The sequence below is a fragment of the Nocardia abscessus NBRC 100374 genome (assembly GCF_000308455.1).
In the GTDB taxonomy this organism is placed as follows: domain Bacteria; phylum Actinomycetota; class Actinomycetes; order Mycobacteriales; family Mycobacteriaceae; genus Nocardia; species Nocardia abscessus.
In genome coordinates this window covers 32,613-56,645 of sequence record NZ_BAFP01000063.1, presented here as the reverse complement: position 1 = coordinate 56,645, position 24,033 = coordinate 32,613, and the positions used below count along the sequence as shown (strand labels likewise).

Genomic DNA, 24,033 nt, shown 5'->3' with positions numbered 1-24,033 from the left:
CGCTCGCACGCGGGGATGCCGTCCGAGTTCAGGACGCGCGCTTGGCGGTGTCCCCGACGTGTGAGGTGTCCGCGTATCCGGCGACGGGACTGAGCCGCAGCACCGACGGCATCCGGCGGGTGAGCGCGGGCGGGCCGATGAATCCCACGCGGCCCATGCGCAGCGCGTGCGTCAGCGGCAGCCGCCCCAGCCACACCTGATACAGCGACGCGACGTCGGAGCTGATCGCGACGTCGACGGGGTATCCGGGATCGGAGTCGCACACCGAGGGCACGCCCGCCTCGATCACGATCCAGAAGCGGCGCAGATCGTCGGTGAACCGCACCAGCAGCACATGGCGCCGACCAGGAAACGACGAGGTGTCCACGCGTTTGTGCATCCACCACACCAGCAGGGCGGGGTCGCGCTCGTCGTCGCGTGGTGCGCCGAAACTCCAGCGCGTGCCCCATTCGCCGAGACCGAACAGGATCGGCTCCAACTCCCGGCCCGCGTCGGTGAGCAGGTATCCGCCGCCCAGCTTCTCCACCAGTCCGGCCCGCTCGAACTGCCGTAGACGTTTGGCGAGCAGGCTGCGCGACAGGCCGGGCAAGCCACGGGCGAGGTCGTTGAACCGGGTGGTGCCCAACAACAGGTCGCGCAGGATCAGCAGTGACCAGCGCTCGCCCACCACGTCGAGCGCCCGGGAAATCGGGCAGTACTGGCCGTAACTCGGCATCGAAGTCGTCATGGCACCTCGCGGACGGGTCTCGTTTCTGGACCGGGGTGGTCCACTTTCTGCACTATCCGGTTATCGCGGCCGTTCCTAACTTCGAAACATGACCACTACAGCTCCCGACATCACCGACATCACCACCATCGACTGGATCGCCCGCGCGCGCCGCGTCGGCGAAGCCCTGCGTCCCGAGGTCGCGGCCGGCGACCGGTCCGGCGATATCTCCCTCGCCGCCTTCGACCTGCTGCGCGAGAGCGGGCTGTCCGCGGCGCTCGTCCCCGCCGATTTCGGCGGCGGCGGGGTCACCCACCGCGAGATGGGCGCGATCCTGCGCGAACTCGGGCGCCACGATCCCTCCACCGCGGTCGCCTTCGCGATGCACACCCACCTCGTCGCCGCCCAGGTGTGGCGGCACAACCACGGCATCGACGCCGCCCCGCTGTTCGCCAAGGTGGTCGCGGGCGCGATCCTGGTCAGTACCGGCGCCTCCGATTGGGTCGGCTCCAACGGCCACGCCGAGCGGGTGGAGGGCGGCTACCGGGTGCACGCGCGCAAAGCGCCTGCCAGCGGATGCGAGGCGGGCACCGTCCTGGTGACCAGCGTGCGCTGGGACGACGCACCGGACGGCCCGCAGGTGCTGCACTGCGCCATCCCGTTCGCCGCCGACGGCGTTCGAATCGAAAAGACCTGGGACACTATGGGTTTACGGGCCAGCGGTTCACACACCGTCGTGCTCGACGACGTGTTCGTTCCCGACGCCGCCGTGTCACTCGCCCGCCCGGCGACCGTATGGCCGCCACTGCTGAACGTCGTGCTCGGCGCGGCGATGCCGCTGGTGATGGCGGCCTACCTCGGCATCGCAGACGGCGCGGTCGGCCTCGCCACCGCGCTGGCCGCGGGCCGGACCGACGCGCCCACCGTTCAACTGGCCGGCGAGATGGCCACCGCGCACACCACCGCGAACGACCTCGTCGACGCCATGTTCAACGGATCGCAGAACCTGCACTTCGCCAACACCGACCAGTACGCGAGCCGGACGCTCAGCCGGAAGACCGCCGCGGCGGACGCGCTCGTGCACACCGTGCGCCTGGCCATCGAAACCGTCGGTGGGCTCGGCTATTCCCGCACCTGTGAACTGGAGATGCGCTACCGGGACGTGCACGGCTGCCTCTTCCACCCGTTGCCACGGGCCAAGCAGACCCACTTCACCGGCCGGGTCCTGCTCGGGCAGTCGCCGATCGGATGAGACCTGCCCGATCCGTTAACGCCGCCGCCGCTCGCCCCCATAATTCGATGGGGGCGAAAAGCTCTGCGCGGTGAGCCGACCCGATCGCCGGGTCACGCGACGACGCCCCGAGGAGAAGCCATGGTGTCCGCACGCAGGATCGCCCGATCGCCGATCACCTGGACCGTCGCGGTGCTGCTGGTGGCGGCACTCGGCGCCGGACTGGCCGTGTTCCAGCCGTGGCGGCTGTTCATCGACACCACCGTGCAGGAGGCGGCGCCCTCGGCCGCCACGGCGCCCGGGCCGGATGATGCGGCGCAGCAGCCGCGCGCCATCGCAAAGGGCACGTTCGTCTCGCACGAGCACGCCACCGCGGGCACCGTCGTCGTCCTGCGACTGCCCGACGGCAACACCGTGCTGCGATTGGAGAACCTCGACACCTCCGACGGCCCCGACCTGCACGTCTGGCTCACCGACGCGCCGGTGCGCGAAGGCCGCGACGGGTGGTTCGTCTTCGACGACGGGGCGCACACCGACCTGGGCGAGCTCAAGGGAAACCAGGGCAACCAGAACTACGCCGTTCCCGCCGACGCCGACCTCACCCAGCTGACCAGCGTCGCGATCTGGTGCGACCGGTTCAACGTCTCCTTCGGCGCCGCCGAACTGCGACCGGTCTGACCCCGGGCAACCCCTTGCCGAGCACCGCCGGAAAATGACCCGACAACGGCGGGTGCGCTGTGCCACCATGTGTTTCGACAACGATCACCGCCTCGAGGTGGTCGCCGAGCAGTGGAGAGGAGGGGCGGCAGTGATTCCGGAGACGACGAAGCGAACGCACGCCGAGACGGCGTGTTCGTCGGTCGCGGGCAATGCGTTCGGCAGGCCGATGCGCGCACCGCACGGCGAACCGGACGACAGCCGCCTCCAGGCCGTCGGCTGATCGCCGTCTTCCTCTCCTCCTTCGCTCGATTCCGCACGAAACATGGTGATCCCCATGACGTTCCGCCCTGCCGCCGACCAGGCAGCGCCGACCGCCGACAACTGGATACACACCGACGTCCTCGTCCTGAACGCCTCCTACGAGGCGCTCGACGAGATCAAGGCCGACCGGGCGGTGGTTCTGCTGGTCGCCGGAGCCGCGGAGTCGGTCGCCGACCGCGAACCACACTTCCCGATCCGGTCGCGGCACGTGGAACTCGCTCTGCCGCAGACGATTCGGCTGTTGCGCTACGTCTACCTGGAGCACGCCGTTCTGGTGCACGACGAGAGCAGGGCCACGCTGGCGGGCGTGCTGCGCCGCGACAGGAACCGATGCGGCTACTGCGCCGGGTGGGCGCGCACCGTGGACCACGTCCGGCCGCGGTCCCGGGGCGGGCCGAACACCTGGAGCAATCTCGTGGCCTGCTGCGCGCCGTGCAACTCGGCCAAGGCCGACCGCACCCCGGAGGAGGCGGGCATGCGCCTGCTCTGGGAGCCGAAGGCCCCCACCCATCAGGTCAGGCAGCAGCGCCGGATCTGGAAGCAACTGGCCGCCACTTGACCACGACCCGGGAAAGGAGAAGATCGCGATGACGCGCACCGAGACCACCGCCGTCGCGGAGTTGACCCTGGCCGACCTGCTCCCACTCTCGGATTCCCGAGGGTGGCACCGGGCGGCCTGCCGCGGCGACCCGAACCACGAGGCCTGGTTCCCGTACCCGTCGCAGGACTTCGACTACGCACGAGAAGTGTGCGCGGGCTGCCCGATTCGGGAGGCGTGTGGCGACTTCGCCATGCGCACCGGGCAGTCCGGCGTCTGGGGCGGGCACGAGTTCGACCGCGGACGAGTGATCCGCCACTGAGGTTCCGCCGCCGTGCCTTCGGGCGCGGCGGCGCAAGACCCCTTCCCCTGGTCAGGAGGAGCCTCGCCGAGTCCGGCCGGAGCCGGTGACCATACACTGGGGCGCGTGGGCACTCATCGCAGCGGAACCAGGTCCCGGGGCGTCAGCAAAGGTCCGGTTATCGCGGTGGTTGCCGTTGTGTTACTGGCCGCGATCGTCGTCGGCTGGTTCCAGCTGCGCGATCGCGCGGCGACTCAGGACAGCGCGGCGGCGGCCGAATGCGTGGAAGGGCCCGCGACGCTCTACGTGACCGCCGATCCGAGCATCGCCGCGCAGGTGCGGACCGCCGCGGACAGCTACAACGCCACCCAGCCGAAAGTGCGCGATCACTGCGCCCGGGTCGCGGTGACCGCGCAGCCCTCCTCGACGATCGTCGCCGCGTTCACCAGCGGCAAGCCGTGGGATCAGGCGCTCGGCCCGCAGCCGGCGCTGTGGATCGCCGATTCGACCCGCTCGATCGAGTCCATGCGAGTGCCCGGACTGATCGAGGGCACGCCGGTGTCCATCGCCGCGAGCCCGATCGTGCTCGCGGTGCCGGAGGAACTGCACCGTGCGCTGGAGCAGGCCGAGGTTTCCTGGGCGGATCTGCCGCGGTTGCAGCAGGGCTCGCTCGGCGAGATCGGGCTGAGCGGCTGGGGCGGGCTGCGGATGGCTCTGCCCGCGGGTGACGCCACGCTGGCCGCGGCCACGGCGGTCGGCTCCGCGGTCTCGGGCGCCGAGCCGCTCACTGAGCAGGCGGCGCAATCCGGTCAGGTGGTCGCCGCGATCTCCGGACTCGCCGCCGACGCCCCGGAGTCGTCCGGCGCCGCGGCCGCGCTGTCGGAGATCACGGCACAGGACGCGCCGATGCACGCCCTCGCGGCTACCGAACAGCAACTGAAAGGGCTGCCCGGCGTCCTCGGGTTCCGGCCCGCAGGCTCGGCGCCGGTGGCCGACTACCCGGCCGCGTTGATGTCCGGCGCTTGGGTGGACAAGACCCAGAACCTCATCGCCGGGCGGTTCACCGACTACCTGCGCAAGCCCGAGCAGGCGCAGGCGTTCGTCACGGCGGGCTTCGGCAGCGCGCCGCAGACCGCGGCCGCCGTCCCTTCGCGTGGCGCGCTCGACAAAGTACGCGACACGCTGGCGCATCCTGTGCTCGGCGTCCGGTCGACCGTCTTGGTCGACGTGTCGTCCTCGATGGGCACCGCCGAGGGCGCGACGACCCGACTGGCGAACGTCCTCGCCGCGCTGAACTCCACGATGACGGTCATGCCGCCCGAGTTCGGTCTCGGTGTCTGGACCTTCGGCAAGAACCTCGACGGCAACACGCCCTACCGGGTGGCGGCCGCGACCGCCCCGCTCACCACCGACCAGCGTACGAAGATCAGTACCGCCCTGAGCTCGGTCCGCCCGGACGAGAGCCGATCCGACCAGGCCTATCCGTCCCTGATCGCGGCGTACAAGAGCGCGGTCACCGGGTACACGCCGGGCCGCACCAACTCGGTCCTGCTGATCACCGACGGACCCGACGACGATTCCACTGTGACCGGCACCCAACTGGCCGCCGACATCACCGCGGCGATCGACCGCACCCGCCCGGTGCGCGTCGACGTGATCGTGCTCGGCGGCAGCGGCACGCAGACACTCCAGGCGCTGGCCCAGCAGACCGGCGGAAGTTACACCCGCCTGGCCACCTCCGACGACATCGGCTTCGGCTCCGCCGTGGTCAAGGCACTCACCACGCCGTAGCCGCGACCACTCGGCATCGACCGGAGTCTCGCGCTTCGCCCCGCCGGGTCGAACTCGTGGTGGACGCACCCATCGACACCGCGACGGACCGAGCCGGGAGTCCACGCACGACGCGGGCGGACGGCCGGACCTGGCGAACAGTTACGCGAAGAGGGCCGCCGCCGAGTGCGACCGGCATTCAGTCCGCGTACGCCTCCAAGGGAGGGCACGCGCACACCAGGTTCCGATCGCCGTAGGCGCCGTCGATCCGGCGCACCGGCGGCCACACCTTCGCCCTGGCGTGCCCGAGCCCACGGGGATAGACGGCGACTTCGCGGCTGTAGGGATGCTCCCAGTCCCCCACCAGCGATGCGGCGGTGTGCGGTGCGCCGCGCAGCGGATTGTCGGTCACCGGCCACACGCCCGCGGCGACCTGGTCGATCTCCGCGCGGATCGCGATCATGGCTTCGATGAAATCGTCCAGCTCGGCGAGGTTTTCGCTCTCGGTGGGCTCCACCATCAATGTGCCCGCCACCGGGAAGCTCATGGTCGGCGCGTGGAATCCGTAGTCCGCCAAGCGTTTTGCCACGTCGTCGACGGTGACGCCGGTCTGCTTGGTGATCTCGCGCAGGTCCAGGATGCACTCGTGCGCCACCATGCCGTGCTCGCCGGTGTAGAGCACGGGGAAGTACTCGTCCAGCCGCCGCGCGATGTAGTTCGCCGAAGCGATCGCCGACAGTGTGGCCCGGCGCAGGCCGTCGGCGCCCATCATGCGGATGTAGGCCCAGGTGATCGGCAGGATCGATGCCGAACCGTACTTCGCGGCCGACACCGCGTGCGAACCTGCTTCCAGCGGATCGCCGGGCAGGTACCGCGCCAGGTGCGCGCGCACCGCGACCGGCCCGACGCCGGGCCCACCACCGCCGTGCGGGATGCAGAACGTCTTGTGCAGGTTCAGGTGGCTCACGTCGCCGCCGAACCGGCCCGGCCGGGCGAGGCCGACCAGGGCGTTCAGATTCGCGCCGTCCACGTAGACCTGGCCGCCCGCGTCGTGCACCAGCGCGCACAACTCGGCGATCTCGTGCTCGTAGACGCCGTGCGTGGACGGGTAGGTGATCATGATGCAGGCCAGGCGATCGGCGTGATCGGCGATCTTGGCGCGCAGGTCGTCCAGGTCGACGTCGCCGTTGGCGCGGCATTTCACCACCTCGACGCGCAGCCCGGCCATCGCGGCCGACGCCGCGTTGGTGCCGTGCGCGCTGGACGGGATGAGGCAGGTGTCGCGGTGGGTGTCACCGCGGTCGAGGTGATACCGGCGGATCGCCAGCAGGCCGGCGTACTCGCCCTGGCTGCCCGCGTTCGGCTGCAGGCTCACCGAGTCGTAGCCGGTGATGTCCGACAGCCAGCGTTCCAGGTCCGCGATCACCTTCAACAGGCCGGGCGCGTCCTCGACCGGCGCGTAGGGATGCACGCGAGCGAAACCGGGCCAGGTGATGGCCTCCATCTCGGCGGTGGCGTTGAGCTTCATGGTGCAGGAGCCGAGCGGGATCATGCTGCGGTCCAGCGCGATGTCCTTGTCGGACAGCGCGCGCAGATACCGCAGCATCGCCGTCTCGGTGCGGTACTTCGTGAACGCGGGATGGTTCAGGAACTGCGAAGTGCGGCTCTCGATCGCCGCGACCGGCGCGGGCGTCCCCGCGTCGGACGACACGGCGGTGCCGAAGGATTCGAGCACGGCCGCGACGTGCGCGCCGGTGGTCGCCTCGTCGCAGGCGATGCCGACATGGTCGGCGTCCACCAGGCGCAGGTTGATGCCGCGCGACTTCGCTTTCGCCACAACGGCTTCCGCGCCGCCGGGCACGTGCGCGAGCACCGTGTCGAAGAAGCTGTCGTGCACCACGGCGCCGTCCAGCCCGGCCGCGATCGCCGCGGCGTGCCCGTGCACCCGGCGGGCGATCGCCCGCAATCCGTCGGCGCCGTGGTAGGAGGCGTACATCGCGGCGACGACGGCCAGCAGCACCTGCGCGGTACAGATGTTGGAGGTCGCCTTCTCGCGACGAATGTGCTGCTCACGGGTCTGCAAGGCGAGCCGGTAGGCGACCGCGCCGTCCGCGTCCACCGAGACGCCGACCAGGCGGCCGGGTAGCTGGCGGGCCTGCGCCTGCCGGACGGCGAGGTACCCCGCGTGCGGGCCACCGAAGCCGAGCGGGACGCCGAAACGCTGGGTGGTGCCGAAGCACACGTCGGCGCCCTGCTCGCCGGGTGGCGTGATCAGCGTCATCGCCAGCAGGTCCGCGCCGACGGCGACCAGTGCCCCCCGCTCGTGCGCCGCGGCGATCAACTCGGTCAGGTCGACGACGCGCCCGGAAGCGCCAGGGGCCTGCGCCAGCACACCGAAGAACTCCCCCTCGGGCAGCTCGCCGGTGGACAGATCCGCCTCCACGATCTCCAAGCCCAGCGGCTCGGCACGGGTGTAGAGCACCGTCTTGGTCTGCGGGAAAAGGTCGCTGTCGATGACCAGCCGGACCGACTCGACCTTGCCCGCGCGCCGCAGCAGCGTCATCGCCTCGGCGGCGGCGGTGGCCTCGTCCAACATGGACGCGTTGGCGACGTCCATGCCGGTCAGTTCCGCCACCATAGTCTGGAAGTTCAGCAGCGCCTCGAGCCTGCCCTGGCTGATCTCGGGCTGATAGGGCGTGTAGGCGGTGTACCAGGCCGGGTTCTCCAGGAGGTTGCGCACCAGCACCGGCGGGGTCAGCGTGTCGTAGTAGCCGAGGCCGATCATCGAGGTGGCCACGGTGTTGGACGCCGCGAGTTCGGCGAGTTCGGCGAGCACCTCGTGCTCGGTGCCCGCCGCGGGCAGCCCGGCCAGGCCGTCGCCGTCGATGATGCTCGCCGGAAGCGCTCGGGCAGCCAGCTCGTCGAGCGACGACACGCCGGCGACGTCCAGGATCCGGGCGAGTTCCTCCCGGTCGGGTCCGATATGGCGGTCGGCGAATGAGCGAGTCACAACAGCTCCCAAGGTCGGGCGGGGTCGACCAGGTGGTCGACGGGTACCGGCCCTCCCCCTCTGTCGTGGCGCCTGAGAGATTCGGGTGCCGCGACCGGTGGCCGAGACCCTTTCCCCATGGGCGGGCGGCTCGAAGCCACCGCTTTCCAGAGGCGCCGAAGCCCGCACGGTCCTGGTTGCCTGAGAGATTGACGGGGAGGTGCTGCTCCTTCGGCGCTCGGACTCTTTTCGAGACCGAGGCTCTCCCGCACGGCGGCGACGCACCGTCAGTTTATGCCGACGCCACGCCGGAGCGCGCCATCGGACCCCGGGTGAGCCCTGTCGTTCTGGTCACTCCGAGGCCGGGTGGGAATCACCGTCAGATGGCCAGCCCGGCGCGCAACCTCGTCGCGGCGAGCACGATCGACTCCGCTTGGATGCCGACCAGACGAGCCAGTGGCACCGCGACACCCGGCGCATTCTGCTCCACGTCGGCGCACCACCGATCGAAGATCGCGGCGAAGCGGTCGCGCTCGGCGGCCAGCACCGGCGCGGCGCCGCGACGGTATTCGTCCTCCAGCAGCCGCAGCAGCATCCCGCCCAGCCGCAGGCGCAACATGGCGGTCCAGTCGTACTGCTCGACGAAGATCTCGCCGCGCGTCGCGATCCGGTTCCGTTCCGGCACAGCCTGTCTGCTCACGGCGAGACCGGGCAGCCCGGCGACCAGCGCACGCACCGACCGCTCGAACGGGCTGCGGCCGCTCAATCGGCCGTCGACGCGAGCGAGCACCTCGGAGGCGACCTCGGCCATGGCGTGATAGTCGGCGGCTGTGGCGTCGAGCAGGTCGCCGAGCACTCGGTCGCCCGCCGAGCCGTCGCCGATGCGCGAGTCGGCCCAGAGCGGCAATTCGCAGACCAGGATCGCCGTACCGTAGCGCGCCGCGTAGTCCCGGCAACCACCCCCGCCAAGCGCCGCGACCGAGTCCAGGCCTTGCGCCGCGAGCAGATCGGCCATCGCCTCGAACAGCGGCAGTTCGAAGACTCCCGGCGCCAAGGTGCGGGCGCCGGGCGCGTCGGGTTCGCCGCGGTGGATCGGCACGTCGGCGGCGGCCAGACGAGCGGTCAGCGCCGACCAGTACTCGGGGTCGCCGCCGGAGGTGTAGAAGAACCCGCCGCCGAACTCCGCGTTGTGCAGCGAGGCGATCAGAGCGGGCCGGGTGCGGTCGATCAGCGACATCATCGCCTTCGTCTCCGGGAGCGGGACGCCGACCTGCCTGCCGCGCCACACGGTCGGAAAGCACCATTCCGGTTGCTCGGCCGCGGGTGGCCGGTAGAAGCCGCGCGCGACGCTCGTCCTCGTATGCGGTCCGGCGAACCACCCTTCGTTCAACCGGGTGCCGTCCGGGTCGACGCACAGCAGGAAATGCCACGTAGCGCCCACGGTCGCCGCATCGTCCGCGGCCATCCGGCCGAGCAGGTGGCGGATCGTGGCCATGCCGATGGGCTCGTTCGGATGCGGATTGCCGAACACCAGGATGTGCCGGTCGCCCGAGCCGACCGTCACCTCGCGAATCGGATCGCCGCCGCGCGACCGCCCGAGTTCGGTGACCGAGACCCGTTCCGGATGTTCGGCCGCCAGCGCGTCGGCGAACGCGTTGAGTTCGTCGACGGTCGGGAACGCGTCGATCCGGCCGATCGGCCCGACCAGGCCGGTGATGTCGCCTGTCTGCACGGCGCCCCCCTTTCGCCGCCGCCGCGGCCCTTCACCCACTGTGGCGGCGTTGTCACACACCACGGCCGGGGAGGCGACACGCCTTACCCGGCCGTGGAAGCGTTTTATTTCATTGTGTGCGGGCCGAACGTGCGATTGCTAGCCCGTCTTGCGGTTCATTCGCGCCTTCCGACGGAACGACAGCTCGTCCTCCGGACGTTCGGTGATCGCCGACGCGCGTTCGGCGGGGAAATTGGCGATGGCGCCGGTCAGTTCGCGCATGGCGCCGCTGACGGCGATCCCGAAGACGCCCTGTCCGCCCTGCAGTAAATCGACGACCTCCTCGGCCGAAGTGCACTCGTAGACCGAGGTGCCGTCGGAGAAGAGGGTGATCCCCGCCAGGTCCTGCACGCCGCGGCTGCGCAGATGATCGACGGCTATCCGGATGTTCTGCAGCGATATGCCCGCGTCGAGCAGCCGCTTGACGATCTTCAGGACCAGGATGTCCTTGAACGAGTACAGCCGCTGACTGCCCGACCCCGCAGCGCTCCGGATGGAGGGCACCACCAGACCCGTGCGCGCCCAGTAGTCGAGCTGCCGATACGTGATTCCGGCCACCTGGCACGCACTGGGAACGCGATAGCCGACCAGATCGTCAGGTACCGAATCGTCGGGGAACAGGCCTGGCTGTACCACATCCTGCGATTGCTCTGCCACTGACCACTCCCTTGCTTCGCCGACGCATTCCCAGCCTCATCGATGACCCGGCTCCGTCACCGACCGAATCGGTGCGGATTCGGCCGAAACGGACGTGGCCCAACTGTCGAGATTACTCCCCACGATTGTCCAGGGAGCGACGTCATCGAGCCAAACGCGACGCGCGGTAAAAGTCTCGACCTCTACTTCAGCTATCGGTCGCCTTGAAGTCGTCCGGGGACACCGACTCGAGAAACTCCTTGAACTTCTCCACCTCGTCCTCGCGCTCGTCCGGCATCACCAGTCCGGCTTCCTCGAGAACGGACTCCTCGGCATGGATCGGGCAACCGACCCGCAAGGCGATCGCAACCGAATCCGACGGCCGCGCGGAGATCCGCAGATCGTTGTCGAACACCAGGTCCGCGTAGAAGGTGCCCTCCTGCAGATCCACGATCCTGACCTCCTTGAGGGTGTGCCCCAGCTCGGTGATCAGGATCTTGATGAGGTCGTGTGTCAGCGGGCGGATCGGAGTCACCCCCTCCTGCTCGAGGACGATCGCAGTCGCCTCGGCTTGCCCGATCCAGATCGGCAGATACCGGTCGCCCGCCACTTCGCGGAGCAACAGCACGGGCTGGTTCTGTGGCTGCTCGACACGGATGCCGATCACGCGCATTTCGCTCATCGCACTGCCTCCCATACTCGCCGCCGGCCCGGCATGACCGCTGCAGAGCTCGCCGTACCACGAGTCTAGGCGAACCCGCACCGGTCCAGCGATCCGTCTGCACAGCCGAAATCACCGTGTTGGCTCCGCGAAACCTCGGGACGCGAGGCCACCGGGGGTCAACCCCCCAGCGAACCCCGGACCGAGGACTTCACCAGACAGGTGTGCAGGGTCAGCGACAGCGCGGCCAGTTCGCGCACCGTCTCCTCGGCACGGGCGCGTGCGTCCGCGTCGCGGCTCTTCGCGATCGGGGCGACGATCTGCGCCACGAGCGCGGCCTCCCGGTCGGCGGCGAGCTTGAACGCACGCAAATGCCGTGCCTCCAAACCGAATTCGGCCATCGCCCGTGCGGTCTTGGCCAGCGTGACCGCGTCGGCGTCGAAATATCCCGCCGGGCCGGGCGTGATCAGGTTGGCCCTGATGAGGTCGGTGAGGAACCTCTCGTCGATCCCGGCCTGTTCGAGCAGATCGGCCCGGGTGACCCGGATTTCGTGATCGAACCGCAGATCATCCGGAGAGACCTCGGTCGGCACGACGCCGAGCCTACGAGGCGCGGCCACCGGGCGCACGCCACGTTCGGAACCCGGAGCGGCCTGCTCGGCGTCCGGCGCACCCGGACCCGACTCCGGTGCCCCGGACCGCACGGAGTGCGCTCGGGCGCGGGCTTCCCGCACGCCGAGCGTCGCCGCACCGCTGTCTATGGCCTCGAGCTGTTCCTTGATCACCTTCAGCGGCAGGTACTGGTCGCGTTGCGCGGTCAGCACGAACCGGAGCCGTTCGACATCCGCCACGGAGAATCTGCGGTAGCCCGAAGGGGTCCGCTCCGGCCGGATCAGGCCCTCCGCTTCCAGGAAGCGGATCTTGGAGATGGTGACGTCGGGAAAGTCGGGGCGCAGCAGGTCGAGCACGGATCCGATCGACATTCCTCCGCGTGCCCACTGCGCCGCACCGGTCACAGCGCCAGGTCCTTCATGACTCAGAGCCTTTCATGAGGGGTACAACCCAGCGCCGACGCTGTCATAGACTCCCCGCGCCCGCCGACGAGTCGGTGACCTGGGCGCGCGGTCCGGTGAGGAACACCAACCGGAACTTGCCGATCTGCACTTCGTCGCCGTTCTGCAGCTCCGAGGAGTCCACCGGCTCCCGGTTCACGTACGTGCCGTTCAGGCTGCCCACATCGACGACCTGGAACGAGTCGTCGTCCTGACGGAACTCGGCGTGCCGACGGCTGACGGTGACGTCGTCGAGAAAGATGTCACTGTCGGGGTGCCGCCCCGCCGAGGTGGTCGGCTGATCCAGCAGGAACCGCGACCCCGCGTTCGGGCCACGCTTGACGACCAGGAGGGCCGCGCCAACGGGCAGACCCTCGACCCCTTGGACCGGCTGCTCGCCGGTCGGCTCTCCGGAGCGCGACGCGTCGACCTCGTTCAGGAAATCCGCGCGGAAGACCGACGTCGTCTCGGCCGCGGTCTCCCCGTAACCCGGGTCTTTGTTCTCGCTCACCGTTTCTCTCCTCCTCGAACCTGATTATCCATGCAAGCAGGTGATGCCTCTGGCACCACGACCTGCCGTCGAGTCTCTAGATTCCCGGCGCAGCCGCCGGGTGCATCTGTTGGCATTGACCGTACCCTGCCGGGCCGCACCCGTGCAGGTAGAACTGGGAAGGCTGCTTCAGCCCCCGATAACTCCTTGATAACCTGCGGCATCCAGCAGTTCACCGAGTGTCACGTCGAGGCTCGCCGCGTCGCTCACCTCCAACTCGAACAGCCACCCGTCACCATAAGGGTCGGTGTTCAACGTCTCCGGCTCCGAGTTCAGCACGTCGTTCACCGCAACGATTTTCGCGCTCAGCGGCGCGTAGATGTCGGACACGCTCTTGGTCGACTCCACCTCCGCGATGCTGTCCGCGGCGGCCACTTCCGCGTCCGTCTCGGGCAGCTGCACGAACACAACGTCACCGAGTTGAGACTGGGCGTAGTCGGTGATGCCCACCCGCACCCGGGTCGGGGCGATCCGGCGTACCCACTCGTGCTCCTCGGTGTAGCGCAGATCCTCGGGGGTCTGGGTCACAGGCCGTCCTTTCTTTTGAACGTTGCACGCAAACTCTATCGGCTAGGCCGTCCGATGCCCCACAGCCGGTATCGCTCTTGCGACCGCGATGGCCTTGCCGGTATAGAGCACGCCGGTCCACACGTACACCGCCGTTCCCCAGATCAGGAGCGCCCCGCCGAAGGCACGCCCGAAACCGGCGGCCGCCCAGTCCATCTGCCCGGCCAGCAGCCAGGGCAGCGCGGACATCAGCGCGAAGGTGGCCGCCTTGCCCAGGTAGATCACCTCCGGCGGGGGCAGGTCGCGGCGTTTGTACACCGACAGCGTCGCGGTGAGCACGAGATCGCGCCCGACCAGGATCGCCGCCACCCACCACGGGAGCAGCCCGCGGATCACGAAGGCCGCCAGCGTCGTGACCAGAAAGAGCCGGTCGACGAACGGGTCGAGCAGCGCCCCCAGTCGCGAGGACTGATCCAGCAGCCGCGCGAGCTTGCCGTCCAGGAAGTCGGTGACGCCGCTGGCGACCAGGAGCGCGAACGCCCAGCCATCGGCCCGCTCGATCAGCAGCAACCACAGGAAGAGCGGAACGCCCAGCAGGCGCAGCACGCTCAGCACGTTGGGCACGGTCAGGACGCGATCGGCGAAGACGCCGCGTACTCCGCCGCCGTTGGCGCGTTCCTCGGGTTGCGCTGTGCCCGATTCGGTTGTCACGACCCGTGCATACCCCACCGACCCCCATCCCCGCCATCTCCGAGCGCCGATTTTCCACATCTCGGCACGGCACGCCCGTGCGAGGATGGTTTCCGCCACAGCGCGGCGGTGACAGAATGATTGAAAATATTTCTCACCGTATGGCCGGTGAGCGAGAGGAAGTCATGTCCGCATACGACTACGACGTGGTGGTGATCGGTTCCGGCTTCGGCGGTAGCGTCAGCGCCCTGCGGCTCACCGAGAAGGGCTACCGGGTCGGTGTCCTCGAGGCGGGCCGCCGGTGGGATCCCGAGGACATCCCGCGCACGAATTGGAATGTGCGCAAATCGATCTGGGCGCCTCGCCTGGGTCTGACCGGACCGCAGCGGATCAGTCTGCTCGGCAAGTGCGCCGTGTTCTCCGGCGCGGGTGTCGGCGGCGGCTCGCTCATCTACGGGAACACGCTCTACGAACCCCTGCCGAACTTCTACACCGACCGCCAGTGGGCGCACATCACCGACTGGCGCGCGGAACTGGCACCGTTCTACGACCAGGCCAAGCGCATGCTCGGTGTCGCGCCCAACCCGCGCACGACGCCGGCCGACGAGGTGATCCGGGAGATCGCCGAGGACCTCGGTGTGGCCGACACCTACCATCCCACCGACGTCGGCGTGTTCTTCAACGAGAGCGATCCGGGCACGGAGGTAGACGATCCCTACTTCGGTGGGGCGGGTCCCCGCCGCACCGGCTGCGTGCACTGCGCGCGCTGCTTCACCGGCTGCCCGCACAACGCCAAGAACACCACGACGACGAACTACCTCTATCTGGCCGAGCAGGCGGGCGCGCAGGTCCACCCGCTGACCACGGCCACCGCCGTGCGGCCGCTGCCCGGCGGCGGGTACGCCGTCGACACCCAGCGGTCCGACCGCTGGATCCGCAAGCAACGCAGGACCTTCACCGCCGAGCAGGTGGTGTTCGCGGGCGCCGCGCTCGGCACGCAGAAGTTGCTGCACAAGATGCGCGACGACGGCGTGCTGCCGCACCTGTCGCCCCGGCTGGGCGAACTGACCCGGAGCAACTCCGAAGCCATCCTCAACGTCGTCAGCCGCGCGCGCCGGGATTTCGCCGAAGGCATCGCGATCACCTCCTCCATCCATCCGGAGGCCGACACCCATGTCGAGGTGTGCCACTACGGCAAGGGTCAGAACGCGCTGTTCCCGATGTCGGTGCCGATCGTGGACGGCGGCGCGTTCCGTTTCGTGCGGTTCCTGCTGGCGATCGTGCTGCACCCGCTGGTGTTCCTGCGCAGTCTCGACGCACGGCACGCGTCGGAGAAGTCGGTGATCCTGCTGATCATGCAGTCGCTGGACAACTCGCTGACCTCGTTCCGCAGCCGCGGGCGCCTGCGCACCAGGCAGGGCACCGGCGAGCCGAACCCCACCTGGATCCCGCTGGCCCACGACATCGGGCGGCGATTCGGGGCGAAGGTCGACGGCGACACTCACGGGCTGATCATGGACGTGTTCGACATCCCGGCCACGGCCCACTACATCGGCGGCTGCGTGATCGGCGACAGCCCGCGGACCGGCGTGGTCGACCCCTATCAGCGGGTCTACGGACATCCCGGCCTGCACGTGGCGGACGGCTCGGCGGTAACCGCCAACCTCGGCGTGAACCCGTCGCTGACGATCACCGCGCAGGCCGAGCGCGCGATGGCGTTCTGGCCCAACCGCGACGACCCCGACACCAGGCCGGAGCTCGGGTCGGCCTACCGGCGCATCGCGCCGGTCGCCCCGGCGCGCCCGGCGGTGCCCGCGGCGGCGCCCGGCGCGCTGCGGCTGCCGATCGAGCCCGCGCCGCCCCGCGTCCCGGTGGACTGAATCCGACGCCACACCGGCACGGGCCACCGGCTAGCGTGAGCCGTTGTGTCAGACAGTGGTATCGACCTGCGCTCCTACGTGCCGGCGGAGCAGGTCCGGGACCGAGGCCGCGCGCTGCGTCAGCGGACCCCGGTCATCGCCAGGGACCGGGAAGCGACCAGCGTGCGGCGTCCGGGCGTGCTCGACTTCGTCGCCGCGAGCAACGCGGGCCGGCTTCCGCATCTGATACCGCTGCGGATCGGGCGGATGATCGCCTCGCCGTTCACGTTCTACCGGGGCGCGGCGGGCTTGATGGCAGCCGACCTGGCGGGTGGCCCGGACAGTGGGCTCACCGCCCAGCTCTGCGGTGACGCGCACCCGGCGAACTTCGGTCTGTACGGCACGGCGCGCGGCGAAATCATCATGGACATCAACGATTTCGACGAGACCGTGCCCGGACCGTGGGAGTGGGATCTGGAGCGCCTCGCGGCCGGCCTCGTCCTGGCCGGACGCGAGGCGGGCGCCGGCGAGGACGAGTGCCGCACCGCGGCGCGGGACGCCGCACGCTCCTACCGCCTGGCCGTCGACGCGCTGGCCGCGATGCCGTTCATGTCGTCCTGGAGCGCGCTGCCGGACGAGTCGGTGATCACCCAGGCCAGGGCCGACGCGCTGCTCGACGACTTCCAGAAGGCGGCCAAGAAAGCGCGCAAGAACACCAGCGCCAAAGTGGTGGCCAAGTGGACCGAGCACCTCGAAGACCACCAGACCGGCATCCGCAGGCACCGATTCGTCAGCGACCCCCCGATCCTCACCGCCGTGGACGAGCAGGCCGCGGAGGCGGTGACCGATGGGCTGGAGCGCTACGCCGACACCCTGCACGGTTCGCGGCGCAACCTGCTGGCCCGATTCGCGGTGTCCGACATCGCGTTCCGGATCGTCGGGACCGGCAGCGTCGGCCTGCACAGCTATCTGGCACTGCTGCACGGCAACGACGGCGAGTCGCTGGTCCTGCAGGTGAAGCAGGCCGCTCCCGCGGCACTGGCCCCGTTCCTGCCGACGCGCGACGTGCGGCACGAGGGTGAGCGCATCGTCGAGGGCGCCAGACTCGTCCAATCCGAAGCGGACATCCTGCTCGGCTGGACCTCCCTCGCCCCGGTCGGCGACGGCGCCGAATTGCCCTTCATCGTCCGGCAATTCCGCAATCTGAAGGGCAGCATCGATCCCGCCGAGCTGCCCGCAGGCGACCTCGACGACTACGGAAGGCTCGCGGGCGCGCTGCTGGCCCGAGCCCATTCCCGCTCCCTGGACCCGCGGCTGCTGTCGGGGTATCTGGACGGCGACGAGCGCTTCGACGAGGCGGTGGCCGCGTTCGCGGTGCGCTACGCCGACCGCACCGAGGCCGACCACGCCGAGCTGCTGGCGGCCGTGCGGGCGGGCCGGATCGACGCCGAGGAACCGGAGTAGCGGGTCCGCGCGCGGCCACGCCGCCGTGGGACCGACACGCCGCCGGTCGGCGTGCGCGCGGCGAATCCGTTGGGGCACCTCGTATCCTGTGCACTGTCGAGTGTCGACGTGAAGGGTGGTCGCCAATGCTCGTGCGAGTCCAGAACGCCGCAGGCACCAATGCCGAGCGGGCGCTGATCGATTGGCTGCGCACCTGGAAGGACCCCGATAGTCCGCATGGTGTCGCGACGATCACCTGCAGCCTGTTCCACAAGGACCGGCTGCACCAGTTCGACGCCGTGATCTGGACACCGACCAGCTGCGTGGTGATCGAGGCCGACGCGCTCGTCGCCCGCCAGGACGGTGTACTGGAGGTCCCGCTGAACGGCGAGTGGACCGTCAACGGCGAGCCGGTCGCGACCGAGAGCCGCGACCGCCGCACACCGCTGGACAAGTCGCGCGAGCACACCTTCGCGTTGCAGGAATGGCTGGCCGCTCGTGGTCTCGGGCAGCGCGTCGTGCACGGCGTCGCATTGGTGGTCCCGCTGCCCGGCGCCCAGCTCCAGCTCGAACAGCGGTGGGCTGATCCGAGTTTCGACGTGATCATCGGCGACGGGCCCGGCCGGCTCCAGCACTATTTCGACTCCCTCGCAGCGGAGGAGAAGTTTCTCTGGACGGCCAACGACGTGGCGGTCGCGTTCCGTGGTCTGGGCATCCTGCCCTATCTTCCCGCTCCGCAGGACCTGCTCAACGAGGGCTTCCTCGGCCCGATCGACATCACGCTCTGGCACGGCGGCCCGAACCAGGCGCAGGCCGAGGCCTACGCGGAGGAACTCGCGCAGGCCGAGCGGGACGCGCAGGCCTCGGCCTTCGCCGTACGGGCGCCGTGGTACAGCCCGTGGAAGCTGTATCCGCGGGAGCGCGGTGACCTCGACTTCGGCCGCGCGGTGATGCGTACCGTCCTGGCGATCGGGATGGTCATCGCCTTCGTCTGGATCCTGTGGTTCGTGGTCACCGCGATCGCGGCGTACGGGCCGGGCTGATCGGCCCCGAACGAGCCCCGCGCCGCTACGACGGCACCGAGATCGGCTGCGCCCGGTCGAACACGCTCGCGTCGTCGAGCATGGCCGCGCGCAGCATCGACTCCGGCACGCCCATGGCCTCCACCAAGGTCAGCGCGTGCGGACGCAGCCGGTCGACCAACTCGTTCACGCCGCGACGGATGGCCTTCGCCCGCTCCACCGACATGAACCGGTGCATGATGTACCAGGCCTGGTTCTCCTCGATCGTGGTGTAGACGAACAGGTCGCACATCCAGTCGGCCAGCTCCCTGGCCTCCGGATCCTCGATGTCGGCGATGCCCTCGATGAACGCCTCGAGGACGAGGCGGTCGATATGCGCCGAGCCCGCGGCCAGGATGTGGTCCTGGGCGTTGTTGAACGCCTCGAACGGCCCGGTGTCCTCGGCCCTGGCGCGCAGCCGGTGCGCCGCGGTCCGGACCAGGTAGTCCTCGCGATCGGCGAACAACTGCAACTGCACCGCCCGGCGCGAGAGGTCGCCCTCCTCGATGGGATCGTCCCCGCGGTCCTTCAGGTTCTGGATCAGCTGACGCACGCCGGACCGCTTGCGTACCACGTCACCGGCCATGGTCGCGGCGAAGCGCACCCAGCCCAGCGCGTCCAGGTCGCGCACCTCGTCGGCGTAGGCGGTGAGCAGTTCCTTGGCCACCAGCTGGGTGAGCACGATGTTGTCGCCCTCGAAGGTGGTGAACACGTCGGTGTCCGCCTTCAACGTGACCAGGCGGTTCTCCGTCAGATAACCCGCACCGCCGCATGCTTCGCGACATTCCTGGATGGCGCTGGTGGCGTGCCTGGTCTGCGCGACCTTCAGGCCCGCGGCGCGCTTCTCCAGCGCGCGCTGCGCGCCCGCCTCCAGGTCCTGGCCGGTCTGCACCAGGTGCATCCGGCGTACCAGGTCGTTCTGCGCGAAGGCGAGGGCGTAGGACTTCGCGACCAAGGGCAGCAACCGGCGCTGATGGCTGCGGTAGTCCAGCAGCACGGTCTCCACACCGGTGTCCGGGTCGGAGAACTGGCGTCGCCGCAGTGCGTAGCGGACCGCGATGCTCAGCGCGACCCGCGCGCCTGCCGCCGCTGCGCCGCCGACGCTGACCCGGCCGCGCACCAGAGTGCCGAGCGTGGTGAAGAACCGACGGCTGGGATTCTCGATCTCCGAGCTGTAGGTGCCGTCCGGCGCGACGTCGGCGTACCGGTTGAGCAGGTTCTCCCTGGGCACGCGCACGTGATCGAAGACGATGCGCCCGTTGTCCACACCGGGCAGACCGCCTTTGAGACCGTCGTCGTAGGTCGTCACGCCGGGCAGGTCGGCGCCGTTCTCGTCGCGGATCGGCACCAGCAGGCAATGCACGCCCCGGTTCTCGCCGCCGGTGATCAGCTGGGCGAAGACCGCGGCCATCCTGGCGTGCTCGGCCGCGCCGCCGATGTAGTCCTTGCGCGCCGATGGTGTCGGGGAGTGCACCACGAATTCCTGGGTCTGCGGATCGTAGGTCGCGGTGGTCTCGAGATTCGCGACGTCGCTGCCGTGCCCGGACTCGGTCATGGCGAAGCAGCCGAGCAGGTCCAGCGAGATCAACCGCTCGATGTACTCCCGGTGCCGCTCGGTGCCGAGGTTCTCCACCGCGCCGCCGAACAGGCCCCACTGCACGCCCGATTTCACCCACAGCGACAGGTCCGCGTACGCCAGCATCTCCAGGCTGACCACCGCCGCCCCCGGCTCGCTGGTCCCGCCGTTCTCCCGGCGGAAGCCGCGCTCGGCGAACCCCATCGTGGCGATCGCCTTCATCTGTTCGAGCACCCGAGCCCGAGCCGCCTTGTAGTCCAGGTGGGGATCGGCGGTGAACTCCTCCCCCGCCAGCAGCGTCCGGGCTTCGTCCCGGACGGCCGCCCAGGGTCCGTCGAGTGCCGCGCGTAGGTGGTCCGCCGTCGTTGCCGTGCCGCTAGTCATGTCTCGACGATAGCCCGGTACACCGGCGGCAAACCGTGACGCACGACAAGTCGGAGACGGGGTCTTGCTAGACCGTTGAACGACTGTTTAATATACTGAACATGTGTTTAACCAACAGCCCGTTTCGCAAGGATCCCCCGAAGATCTGACCACCGCGGCGCGGATTCGCGATACCGCGATCGAGGTGTTCGGCGAGCACGGATTCCAAGTCGGGGTCCGTAAGATCGCCGCCGCCGCCGGCGTCTCGCCCGGGTTGGTCAACCATCACTTCGGTTCCAAGGACGGCCTGCGCGCCGCCTGCGACGACCGGGTGCTGCAGTTGATCCGCGACGAGAAGGTCAAGGCGATCACCGCGTCATCGGTCAAGGCGGGCATGCTCGACGCCCTCGCCGAGATCGAGTCCTACGCGCCACTGGTCGCCTATATGGTGCGCAGCCTGCAGGCGGGCGGACCGATGGCGGAATCACTGTTCGAGCACATGGCCGCCGACGCCGAGGGATATCTGGAGCAGGCGGTCGAGGCGGGCACGATCAAGCCGAGTCGCGACCCGGCGGCGCGCGCCCGATATCTGATGATGCTGAACGTCGGCGCCACCCTGCTGTACATGCAGATGCGCCAGCACCGCGACGAAAAGATCGACTTTCGCAAGGCGATTCGCGACCTCACCGAAGAACTCACCCCACCAGCCCTGGAGTTCTACACCCAGGGTCTGCTCACCGATTCCACGATCTTGGACACATTCACCAAGGAGAAGTGATGTCCGACATCATCGAAGTCCGCGGCCTCCGCAAGACTTTCGGTCACGTCACCGCGCTGGACGGCCTCGACCTCACGGTCGCCGACGGCGAGATCCACGGCTTCCTCGGCCCCAATGGCGCGGGCAAGTCCACCACCATCCGGGTGCTGCTCGGCATCCTGCGCGCCACGGGAGGACAGACCCGGCTGTTCGGCCGCGACCCGTGGGCCGACGCGATCGCCTTGCACCGCGAATTGGCTTACGTCCCAGGCGATGTCACGCTCTGGCCGTCGCTTTCCGGTGGCGAGACCATCGACCTGCTGGCCCGGATGCGCGGCGGCATCAACGCGCAACGGCGCGACGAGCTGATCGAGCGCTTCGACCTGGATCCGCGCAAGAAGGCACGCACCTACTCCAAGGGCAACCGCCAGAAGGTCGCGCTGGTCGCCGCGCTGGCCTCGGACGTGCGGCTGCTGCTGCTCGACGAGCCGACCTCGGGTCTGGACCCGCTGATGGAGCAGGTCTTCCGGGAGTGCGTGCACGAGGCGCAAGAGCGCGGCGCCACCGTCCTGCTGTCCAGTCACATCCTGTCCGAGGTCGAAGTGCTGTGTGAGCGGGTGACCATCATCCGGGCCGGGCGCACGGTGGAGAGCGGCTCGCTGTCGGATCTGCGCCACCTCTCGCGCACCTCGATCACCGCCGAATTGATCGGCGACGCAGGCGATCTCAGCCGCATCCCGGGCGTGGAGGACATCGAATTCGACGACCACACGCTGCGCTGCCAGGTCGACAACGAGCACCTGGGCGAGCTGATCCGGGTGCTCGGCGATGCCGGCGTGCGCAGCCTGACCAGCACGCCGCCGACGCTCGAGGAGCTGTTCCTGCGGCACTACCACGTCGACGGCCACGACGCCGAGTCCACCGCGGACACCGGGGAGAAGGTGCGAGCATGACCACCGCCACCGCCGGCCGCGCCACAGCGATACCGGCATTCGGCGTATCCGGCGACTTCGCGGGCACCGGGCGACTGCTGCGGCTGTACCTGCGGCGCGACCGGATCGTGCTGCCACTGTGGACGCTACTCATCGGGCTGATGCCCGCGTTCCAGGTCGTCAGCGTGAAGGACCTGTACGACAACCAGGCCTCTCTGGACAGCTTCGCGCGCACCACGGCCGACAGCCCCGCACTGATCGCCATGTACGGTCCGGTGTTCAGCTCCGCGCTCGGATCGATCGGCACCTGGAAAGCCGGCGCCATGTACACCATGATCGCCATCGCCACGGTGCTCACGGTGATCCGGCACACCAGGGTCGAGGAGGAGACCGGACGCGCGGAGCTGGTGGGCGCCACCAGCATCGGACGCTACGCGGGCCTCACCGCCACCCTGATCATGACCTACGCGGGGGCGCTGCTCGCCGGAGTCGTGTGCGCCCTGTCGCTCTACGCCGCCGACCTGCCCGGCGCGGGATCGGTGGCCTTCGGCGCGGCCTTGGCGGCGTCGGGCATCGTCTGGGCCGCCGTCGCCGCGGTCGCCGCCCAGGTGAGCGCCGGTGCGCGACTGGCGCGCGGTGTCGCGTTCAGCGCCCTCGGCGCGGCCTTCGCGCTGCGGGCGGTCGGCGATGCCGGAAACGGCGTGCTGTCCTGGTTCTCGCCGATCGGATGGTCCTTGCAGATCCGCCCGTACGCCGACGAACGCTGGTGGGTGCTGATCCCGTTCGCCGCCGTCGCGGTGCTGGGGACCGCGGGCGCGTACACGTTGCTCGGCAACCGCGACGTCGGTTCGGGGCTCATCGCGGAGCGTCCGGGACCGCGCGCCGCGGCGCCGGGCTTGTCCGGCCCGCTCGGTCTGGCGTGGCGATTGCAGCGCGGCACCCTGCTGGCGTGGACGGTGGGCTTCGCCCTCTACGGGTTGCTGATCGGCGGTGCGGTGAACAGCGTCGGCGACATGCTCGACGGCAGCGCGTCCATCCGTGACATGGTCACCCGGATGGGCGGCTCACAGCAGCTGCAGGATTCCTTCATCACCTACGCGATCACGATGCTGGCCGCGGCCGCGTCCGCCTACTCGATCTCCGCCGCGCTGCGGCTGCACGACGAGGAGTCCAGCGCGCGGGTCGAGGCCACCCTCTCCGGCGCCGTCGGCCGTGTTCGTTACGCGCTCAGCCACATCGGCTTCGCGCTGCTCGGGCCCGCGGCGGCACTGCTGGTCTCCGGTGTGGCGATCGGCGTCGTCTACGGCGCCTCGGACGGCGACCTCGGCACGAAGCTCGCGCAGTCGATCGGCGCCGCGGCCGTGCAGGTGCCCGCGGTCTGGGTCGTCACCGGCATCGCGGTGGCGCTCTACGGGGTCGCACCGCGGTTCGCCCCGATCGCGTGGGGTGTGCTCAGCGCCATGGTGGTGATCTTCTTCGTCGGTTCGCTGGACGGCCTACCGCAATGGATGGTCGATCTGGTGCCCTTCGTCCATCCGCCGAAGGTGCCCGGCGCCGAGTTCCAGGCGCAGCCCGTGCTGTGGCTGCTCGCGAGCGCGGCACTCCTGCTCGTCGTCGGCATCGCCGCGTTCCGCAGGCGCGACCTGCGCTGACGGTGTC

Annotated in this window: 22 protein-coding genes and 1 riboswitch; of the genes, 12 read left to right on the top strand and 10 right to left on the bottom strand. The window is 69.6% G+C overall.

Annotation, left to right across the window (positions count from 1 at the left end):
• Positions 1 to 28: 28 nt before the first annotated feature.
• Positions 29 to 727 (bottom strand): winged helix-turn-helix transcriptional regulator, encoded by a 699-nt coding sequence (locus ON19_RS12065; RefSeq protein WP_043690224.1) that lies wholly within the window; start codon positions 725 to 727, stop codon positions 29 to 31.
• A gap of 88 nt (positions 728 to 815) precedes the next feature.
• Here ON19_RS12065 and ON19_RS12060 point away from each other — a divergent pair, with 88 nt between their 5' ends.
• The 6 genes from ON19_RS12060 (at position 816) to ON19_RS12035 (ending at position 5,548) form a co-directional block, all read left to right on the top strand.
• Entirely contained in the window at positions 816 to 1,958 is a 1,143-nt protein-coding gene (locus ON19_RS12060) for an acyl-CoA dehydrogenase family protein (RefSeq protein WP_043690222.1), read from the top strand.
• A 120-nt stretch (positions 1,959 to 2,078) separates the two neighbouring features.
• Positions 2,079 to 2,615, top strand: coding sequence for a DM13 domain-containing protein (locus tag ON19_RS12055; protein ID WP_043690219.1), 537 nt, complete (start codon positions 2,079 to 2,081; stop codon positions 2,613 to 2,615).
• A 34-nt stretch (positions 2,616 to 2,649) separates the two neighbouring features.
• A complete protein-coding gene (locus ON19_RS12050; RefSeq protein WP_043690217.1) occupies positions 2,650 to 2,877 on the top strand; it encodes a hypothetical protein in 228 nt (75 codons plus the stop codon).
• 54 nt (positions 2,878 to 2,931) lie between these two features.
• Positions 2,932 to 3,477, top strand: coding sequence for an HNH endonuclease (locus ON19_RS12045; protein ID WP_043690329.1), 546 nt, complete (start codon positions 2,932 to 2,934; stop codon positions 3,475 to 3,477).
• Between the two features lie 28 nt (positions 3,478 to 3,505).
• Complete coding sequence (locus ON19_RS12040) at positions 3,506 to 3,778, top strand: WhiB family transcriptional regulator (RefSeq protein WP_043690215.1); 273 nt, start codon at positions 3,506 to 3,508, stop codon at positions 3,776 to 3,778.
• A gap of 105 nt (positions 3,779 to 3,883) precedes the next feature.
• Positions 3,884 to 5,548 (top strand): VWA domain-containing protein, encoded by a 1,665-nt coding sequence (locus ON19_RS12035; RefSeq protein WP_043690213.1) that lies wholly within the window; start codon positions 3,884 to 3,886, stop codon positions 5,546 to 5,548.
• Positions 5,549 to 5,726: 178 nt separating this feature from the next.
• Here ON19_RS12035 and gcvP read toward each other — a convergent pair whose 3' ends face one another.
• The 8 genes from gcvP to ON19_RS11995 form a co-directional block, all read right to left on the bottom strand.
• The gene (gene gcvP / locus ON19_RS12030; protein ID WP_051168778.1) at positions 5,727 to 8,537 is read right to left on the bottom strand and encodes an aminomethyl-transferring glycine dehydrogenase; all 2,811 of its coding nucleotides are present in this window, start codon (positions 8,535 to 8,537) and stop codon (positions 5,727 to 5,729) included.
• A 157-nt stretch (positions 8,538 to 8,694) separates the two neighbouring features.
• Positions 8,695 to 8,795, bottom strand: a riboswitch (glycine riboswitch).
• Between the two features lie 100 nt (positions 8,796 to 8,895).
• Positions 8,896 to 10,248 (bottom strand): M14 family zinc carboxypeptidase, encoded by a 1,353-nt coding sequence (locus ON19_RS12025; RefSeq protein ID WP_051168777.1) that lies wholly within the window; start codon positions 10,246 to 10,248, stop codon positions 8,896 to 8,898.
• A 138-nt stretch (positions 10,249 to 10,386) separates the two neighbouring features.
• Positions 10,387 to 10,944: a MerR family transcriptional regulator gene (locus ON19_RS12020; protein WP_039797830.1), complete on the bottom strand. Its 558-nt coding sequence runs from the start codon at positions 10,942 to 10,944 to the stop codon at positions 10,387 to 10,389.
• A 187-nt stretch (positions 10,945 to 11,131) separates the two neighbouring features.
• Complete coding sequence (locus tag ON19_RS12015) at positions 11,132 to 11,605, bottom strand: bifunctional nuclease family protein (protein ID WP_043690208.1); 474 nt, start codon at positions 11,603 to 11,605, stop codon at positions 11,132 to 11,134.
• Positions 11,606 to 11,763: 158 nt separating this feature from the next.
• Entirely contained in the window at positions 11,764 to 12,567 is an 804-nt protein-coding gene (ftsR, locus tag ON19_RS12010; protein WP_086006628.1) for a transcriptional regulator FtsR, read from the bottom strand.
• 94 nt (positions 12,568 to 12,661) lie between these two features.
• A complete protein-coding gene (gene odhI / locus ON19_RS12005; RefSeq protein WP_043690204.1) occupies positions 12,662 to 13,147 on the bottom strand; it encodes an oxoglutarate dehydrogenase inhibitor Odhl in 486 nt (161 codons plus the stop codon).
• 168 nt (positions 13,148 to 13,315) lie between these two features.
• The gene (gene gcvH, locus ON19_RS12000) at positions 13,316 to 13,714 is read right to left on the bottom strand and encodes a glycine cleavage system protein GcvH (protein WP_043690202.1); all 399 of its coding nucleotides are present in this window, start codon (positions 13,712 to 13,714) and stop codon (positions 13,316 to 13,318) included.
• A gap of 42 nt (positions 13,715 to 13,756) precedes the next feature.
• Positions 13,757 to 14,404 (bottom strand): CDP-alcohol phosphatidyltransferase family protein, encoded by a 648-nt coding sequence (locus ON19_RS11995; RefSeq protein ID WP_043690200.1) that lies wholly within the window; start codon positions 14,402 to 14,404, stop codon positions 13,757 to 13,759.
• A 164-nt stretch (positions 14,405 to 14,568) separates the two neighbouring features.
• Here ON19_RS11995 and ON19_RS11990 point away from each other — a divergent pair, with 164 nt between their 5' ends.
• From ON19_RS11990 to ON19_RS11980, 3 genes are all read left to right on the top strand, one after another.
• Complete coding sequence (locus tag ON19_RS11990; RefSeq protein ID WP_043690325.1) at positions 14,569 to 16,263, top strand: GMC oxidoreductase; 1,695 nt, start codon at positions 14,569 to 14,571, stop codon at positions 16,261 to 16,263.
• Positions 16,264 to 16,308: 45 nt separating this feature from the next.
• Positions 16,309 to 17,706 (top strand): DUF2252 domain-containing protein, encoded by a 1,398-nt coding sequence (locus tag ON19_RS11985; RefSeq protein ID WP_043690198.1) that lies wholly within the window; start codon positions 16,309 to 16,311, stop codon positions 17,704 to 17,706.
• Positions 17,707 to 17,831: 125 nt separating this feature from the next.
• Positions 17,832 to 18,728 carry a nuclease-related domain-containing protein gene (locus ON19_RS11980; protein WP_043690196.1) on the top strand — a complete coding sequence of 299 codons (897 nt, stop codon included), beginning with the start codon at positions 17,832 to 17,834 and terminating at the stop codon, positions 18,726 to 18,728.
• Between the two features lie 25 nt (positions 18,729 to 18,753).
• Here ON19_RS11980 and ON19_RS11975 read toward each other — a convergent pair whose 3' ends face one another.
• Entirely contained in the window at positions 18,754 to 20,706 is a 1,953-nt protein-coding gene (locus ON19_RS11975; RefSeq protein WP_043690194.1) for an acyl-CoA dehydrogenase family protein, read from the bottom strand.
• A 103-nt stretch (positions 20,707 to 20,809) separates the two neighbouring features.
• On the opposite strand from ON19_RS11975, the gene ON19_RS11970 reads away from it, so the two are divergent.
• The 3 genes from ON19_RS11970 to ON19_RS11960 are packed head-to-tail and all read left to right on the top strand — an operon-like array spanning position 20,810 to position 24,026.
• A complete protein-coding gene (locus ON19_RS11970; protein WP_043690192.1) occupies positions 20,810 to 21,463 on the top strand; it encodes a TetR/AcrR family transcriptional regulator in 654 nt (217 codons plus the stop codon).
• Positions 21,463 to 22,395 (top strand): ABC transporter ATP-binding protein, encoded by a 933-nt coding sequence (locus ON19_RS11965; RefSeq protein WP_043690323.1) that lies wholly within the window; start codon positions 21,463 to 21,465, stop codon positions 22,393 to 22,395. The genes ON19_RS11970 and ON19_RS11965 overlap by 1 nt, the downstream gene beginning before the upstream one ends.
• The gene (locus ON19_RS11960; protein ID WP_043690190.1) at positions 22,392 to 24,026 is read left to right on the top strand and encodes an ABC transporter permease; all 1,635 of its coding nucleotides are present in this window, start codon (positions 22,392 to 22,394) and stop codon (positions 24,024 to 24,026) included. Before ON19_RS11965 ends, ON19_RS11960 begins: the two co-directional genes overlap by 4 nt.
• Positions 24,027 to 24,033: the final 7 nt, after the last annotated feature.

Excerpts from the sequence above, each read along its gene's own strand:
- ON19_RS12065 (WP_043690224.1), bottom strand. The coding sequence starts at position 727 with ATGACGACTTCGATGCCGAGTTACGGCCAGTACTGCCCGATTTCCCGG.
- ON19_RS11965 (WP_043690323.1), top strand. The coding sequence starts at position 21,463 with ATGTCCGACATCATCGAAGTCCGCGGCCTCCGCAAGACTTTCGGTCAC.
- ON19_RS11980 (WP_043690196.1), top strand. The coding sequence starts at position 17,832 with ATGCTCGTGCGAGTCCAGAACGCCGCAGGCACCAATGCCGAGCGGGCG.
- ON19_RS12050 (WP_043690217.1), top strand. The coding sequence starts at position 2,650 with ATGACCCGACAACGGCGGGTGCGCTGTGCCACCATGTGTTTCGACAAC.
- ON19_RS11990 (WP_043690325.1), top strand. The coding sequence starts at position 14,569 with ATGTCCGCATACGACTACGACGTGGTGGTGATCGGTTCCGGCTTCGGC.
- ON19_RS12060 (WP_043690222.1), top strand. The coding sequence starts at position 816 with ATGACCACTACAGCTCCCGACATCACCGACATCACCACCATCGACTGG.
- ftsR (WP_086006628.1), bottom strand. The coding sequence starts at position 12,567 with ATGTCGATCGGATCCGTGCTCGACCTGCTGCGCCCCGACTTTCCCGAC.
- ON19_RS11975 (WP_043690194.1), bottom strand. The coding sequence starts at position 20,706 with ATGACTAGCGGCACGGCAACGACGGCGGACCACCTACGCGCGGCACTC.
- ON19_RS12015 (WP_043690208.1), bottom strand. The coding sequence starts at position 11,605 with ATGAGCGAAATGCGCGTGATCGGCATCCGTGTCGAGCAGCCACAGAAC.
- ON19_RS12055 (WP_043690219.1), top strand. The coding sequence starts at position 2,079 with ATGGTGTCCGCACGCAGGATCGCCCGATCGCCGATCACCTGGACCGTC.
- ON19_RS12040 (WP_043690215.1), top strand. The coding sequence starts at position 3,506 with ATGACGCGCACCGAGACCACCGCCGTCGCGGAGTTGACCCTGGCCGAC.
- ON19_RS12045 (WP_043690329.1), top strand. The coding sequence starts at position 2,932 with ATGACGTTCCGCCCTGCCGCCGACCAGGCAGCGCCGACCGCCGACAAC.
- ON19_RS11960 (WP_043690190.1), top strand. The coding sequence starts at position 22,392 with ATGACCACCGCCACCGCCGGCCGCGCCACAGCGATACCGGCATTCGGC.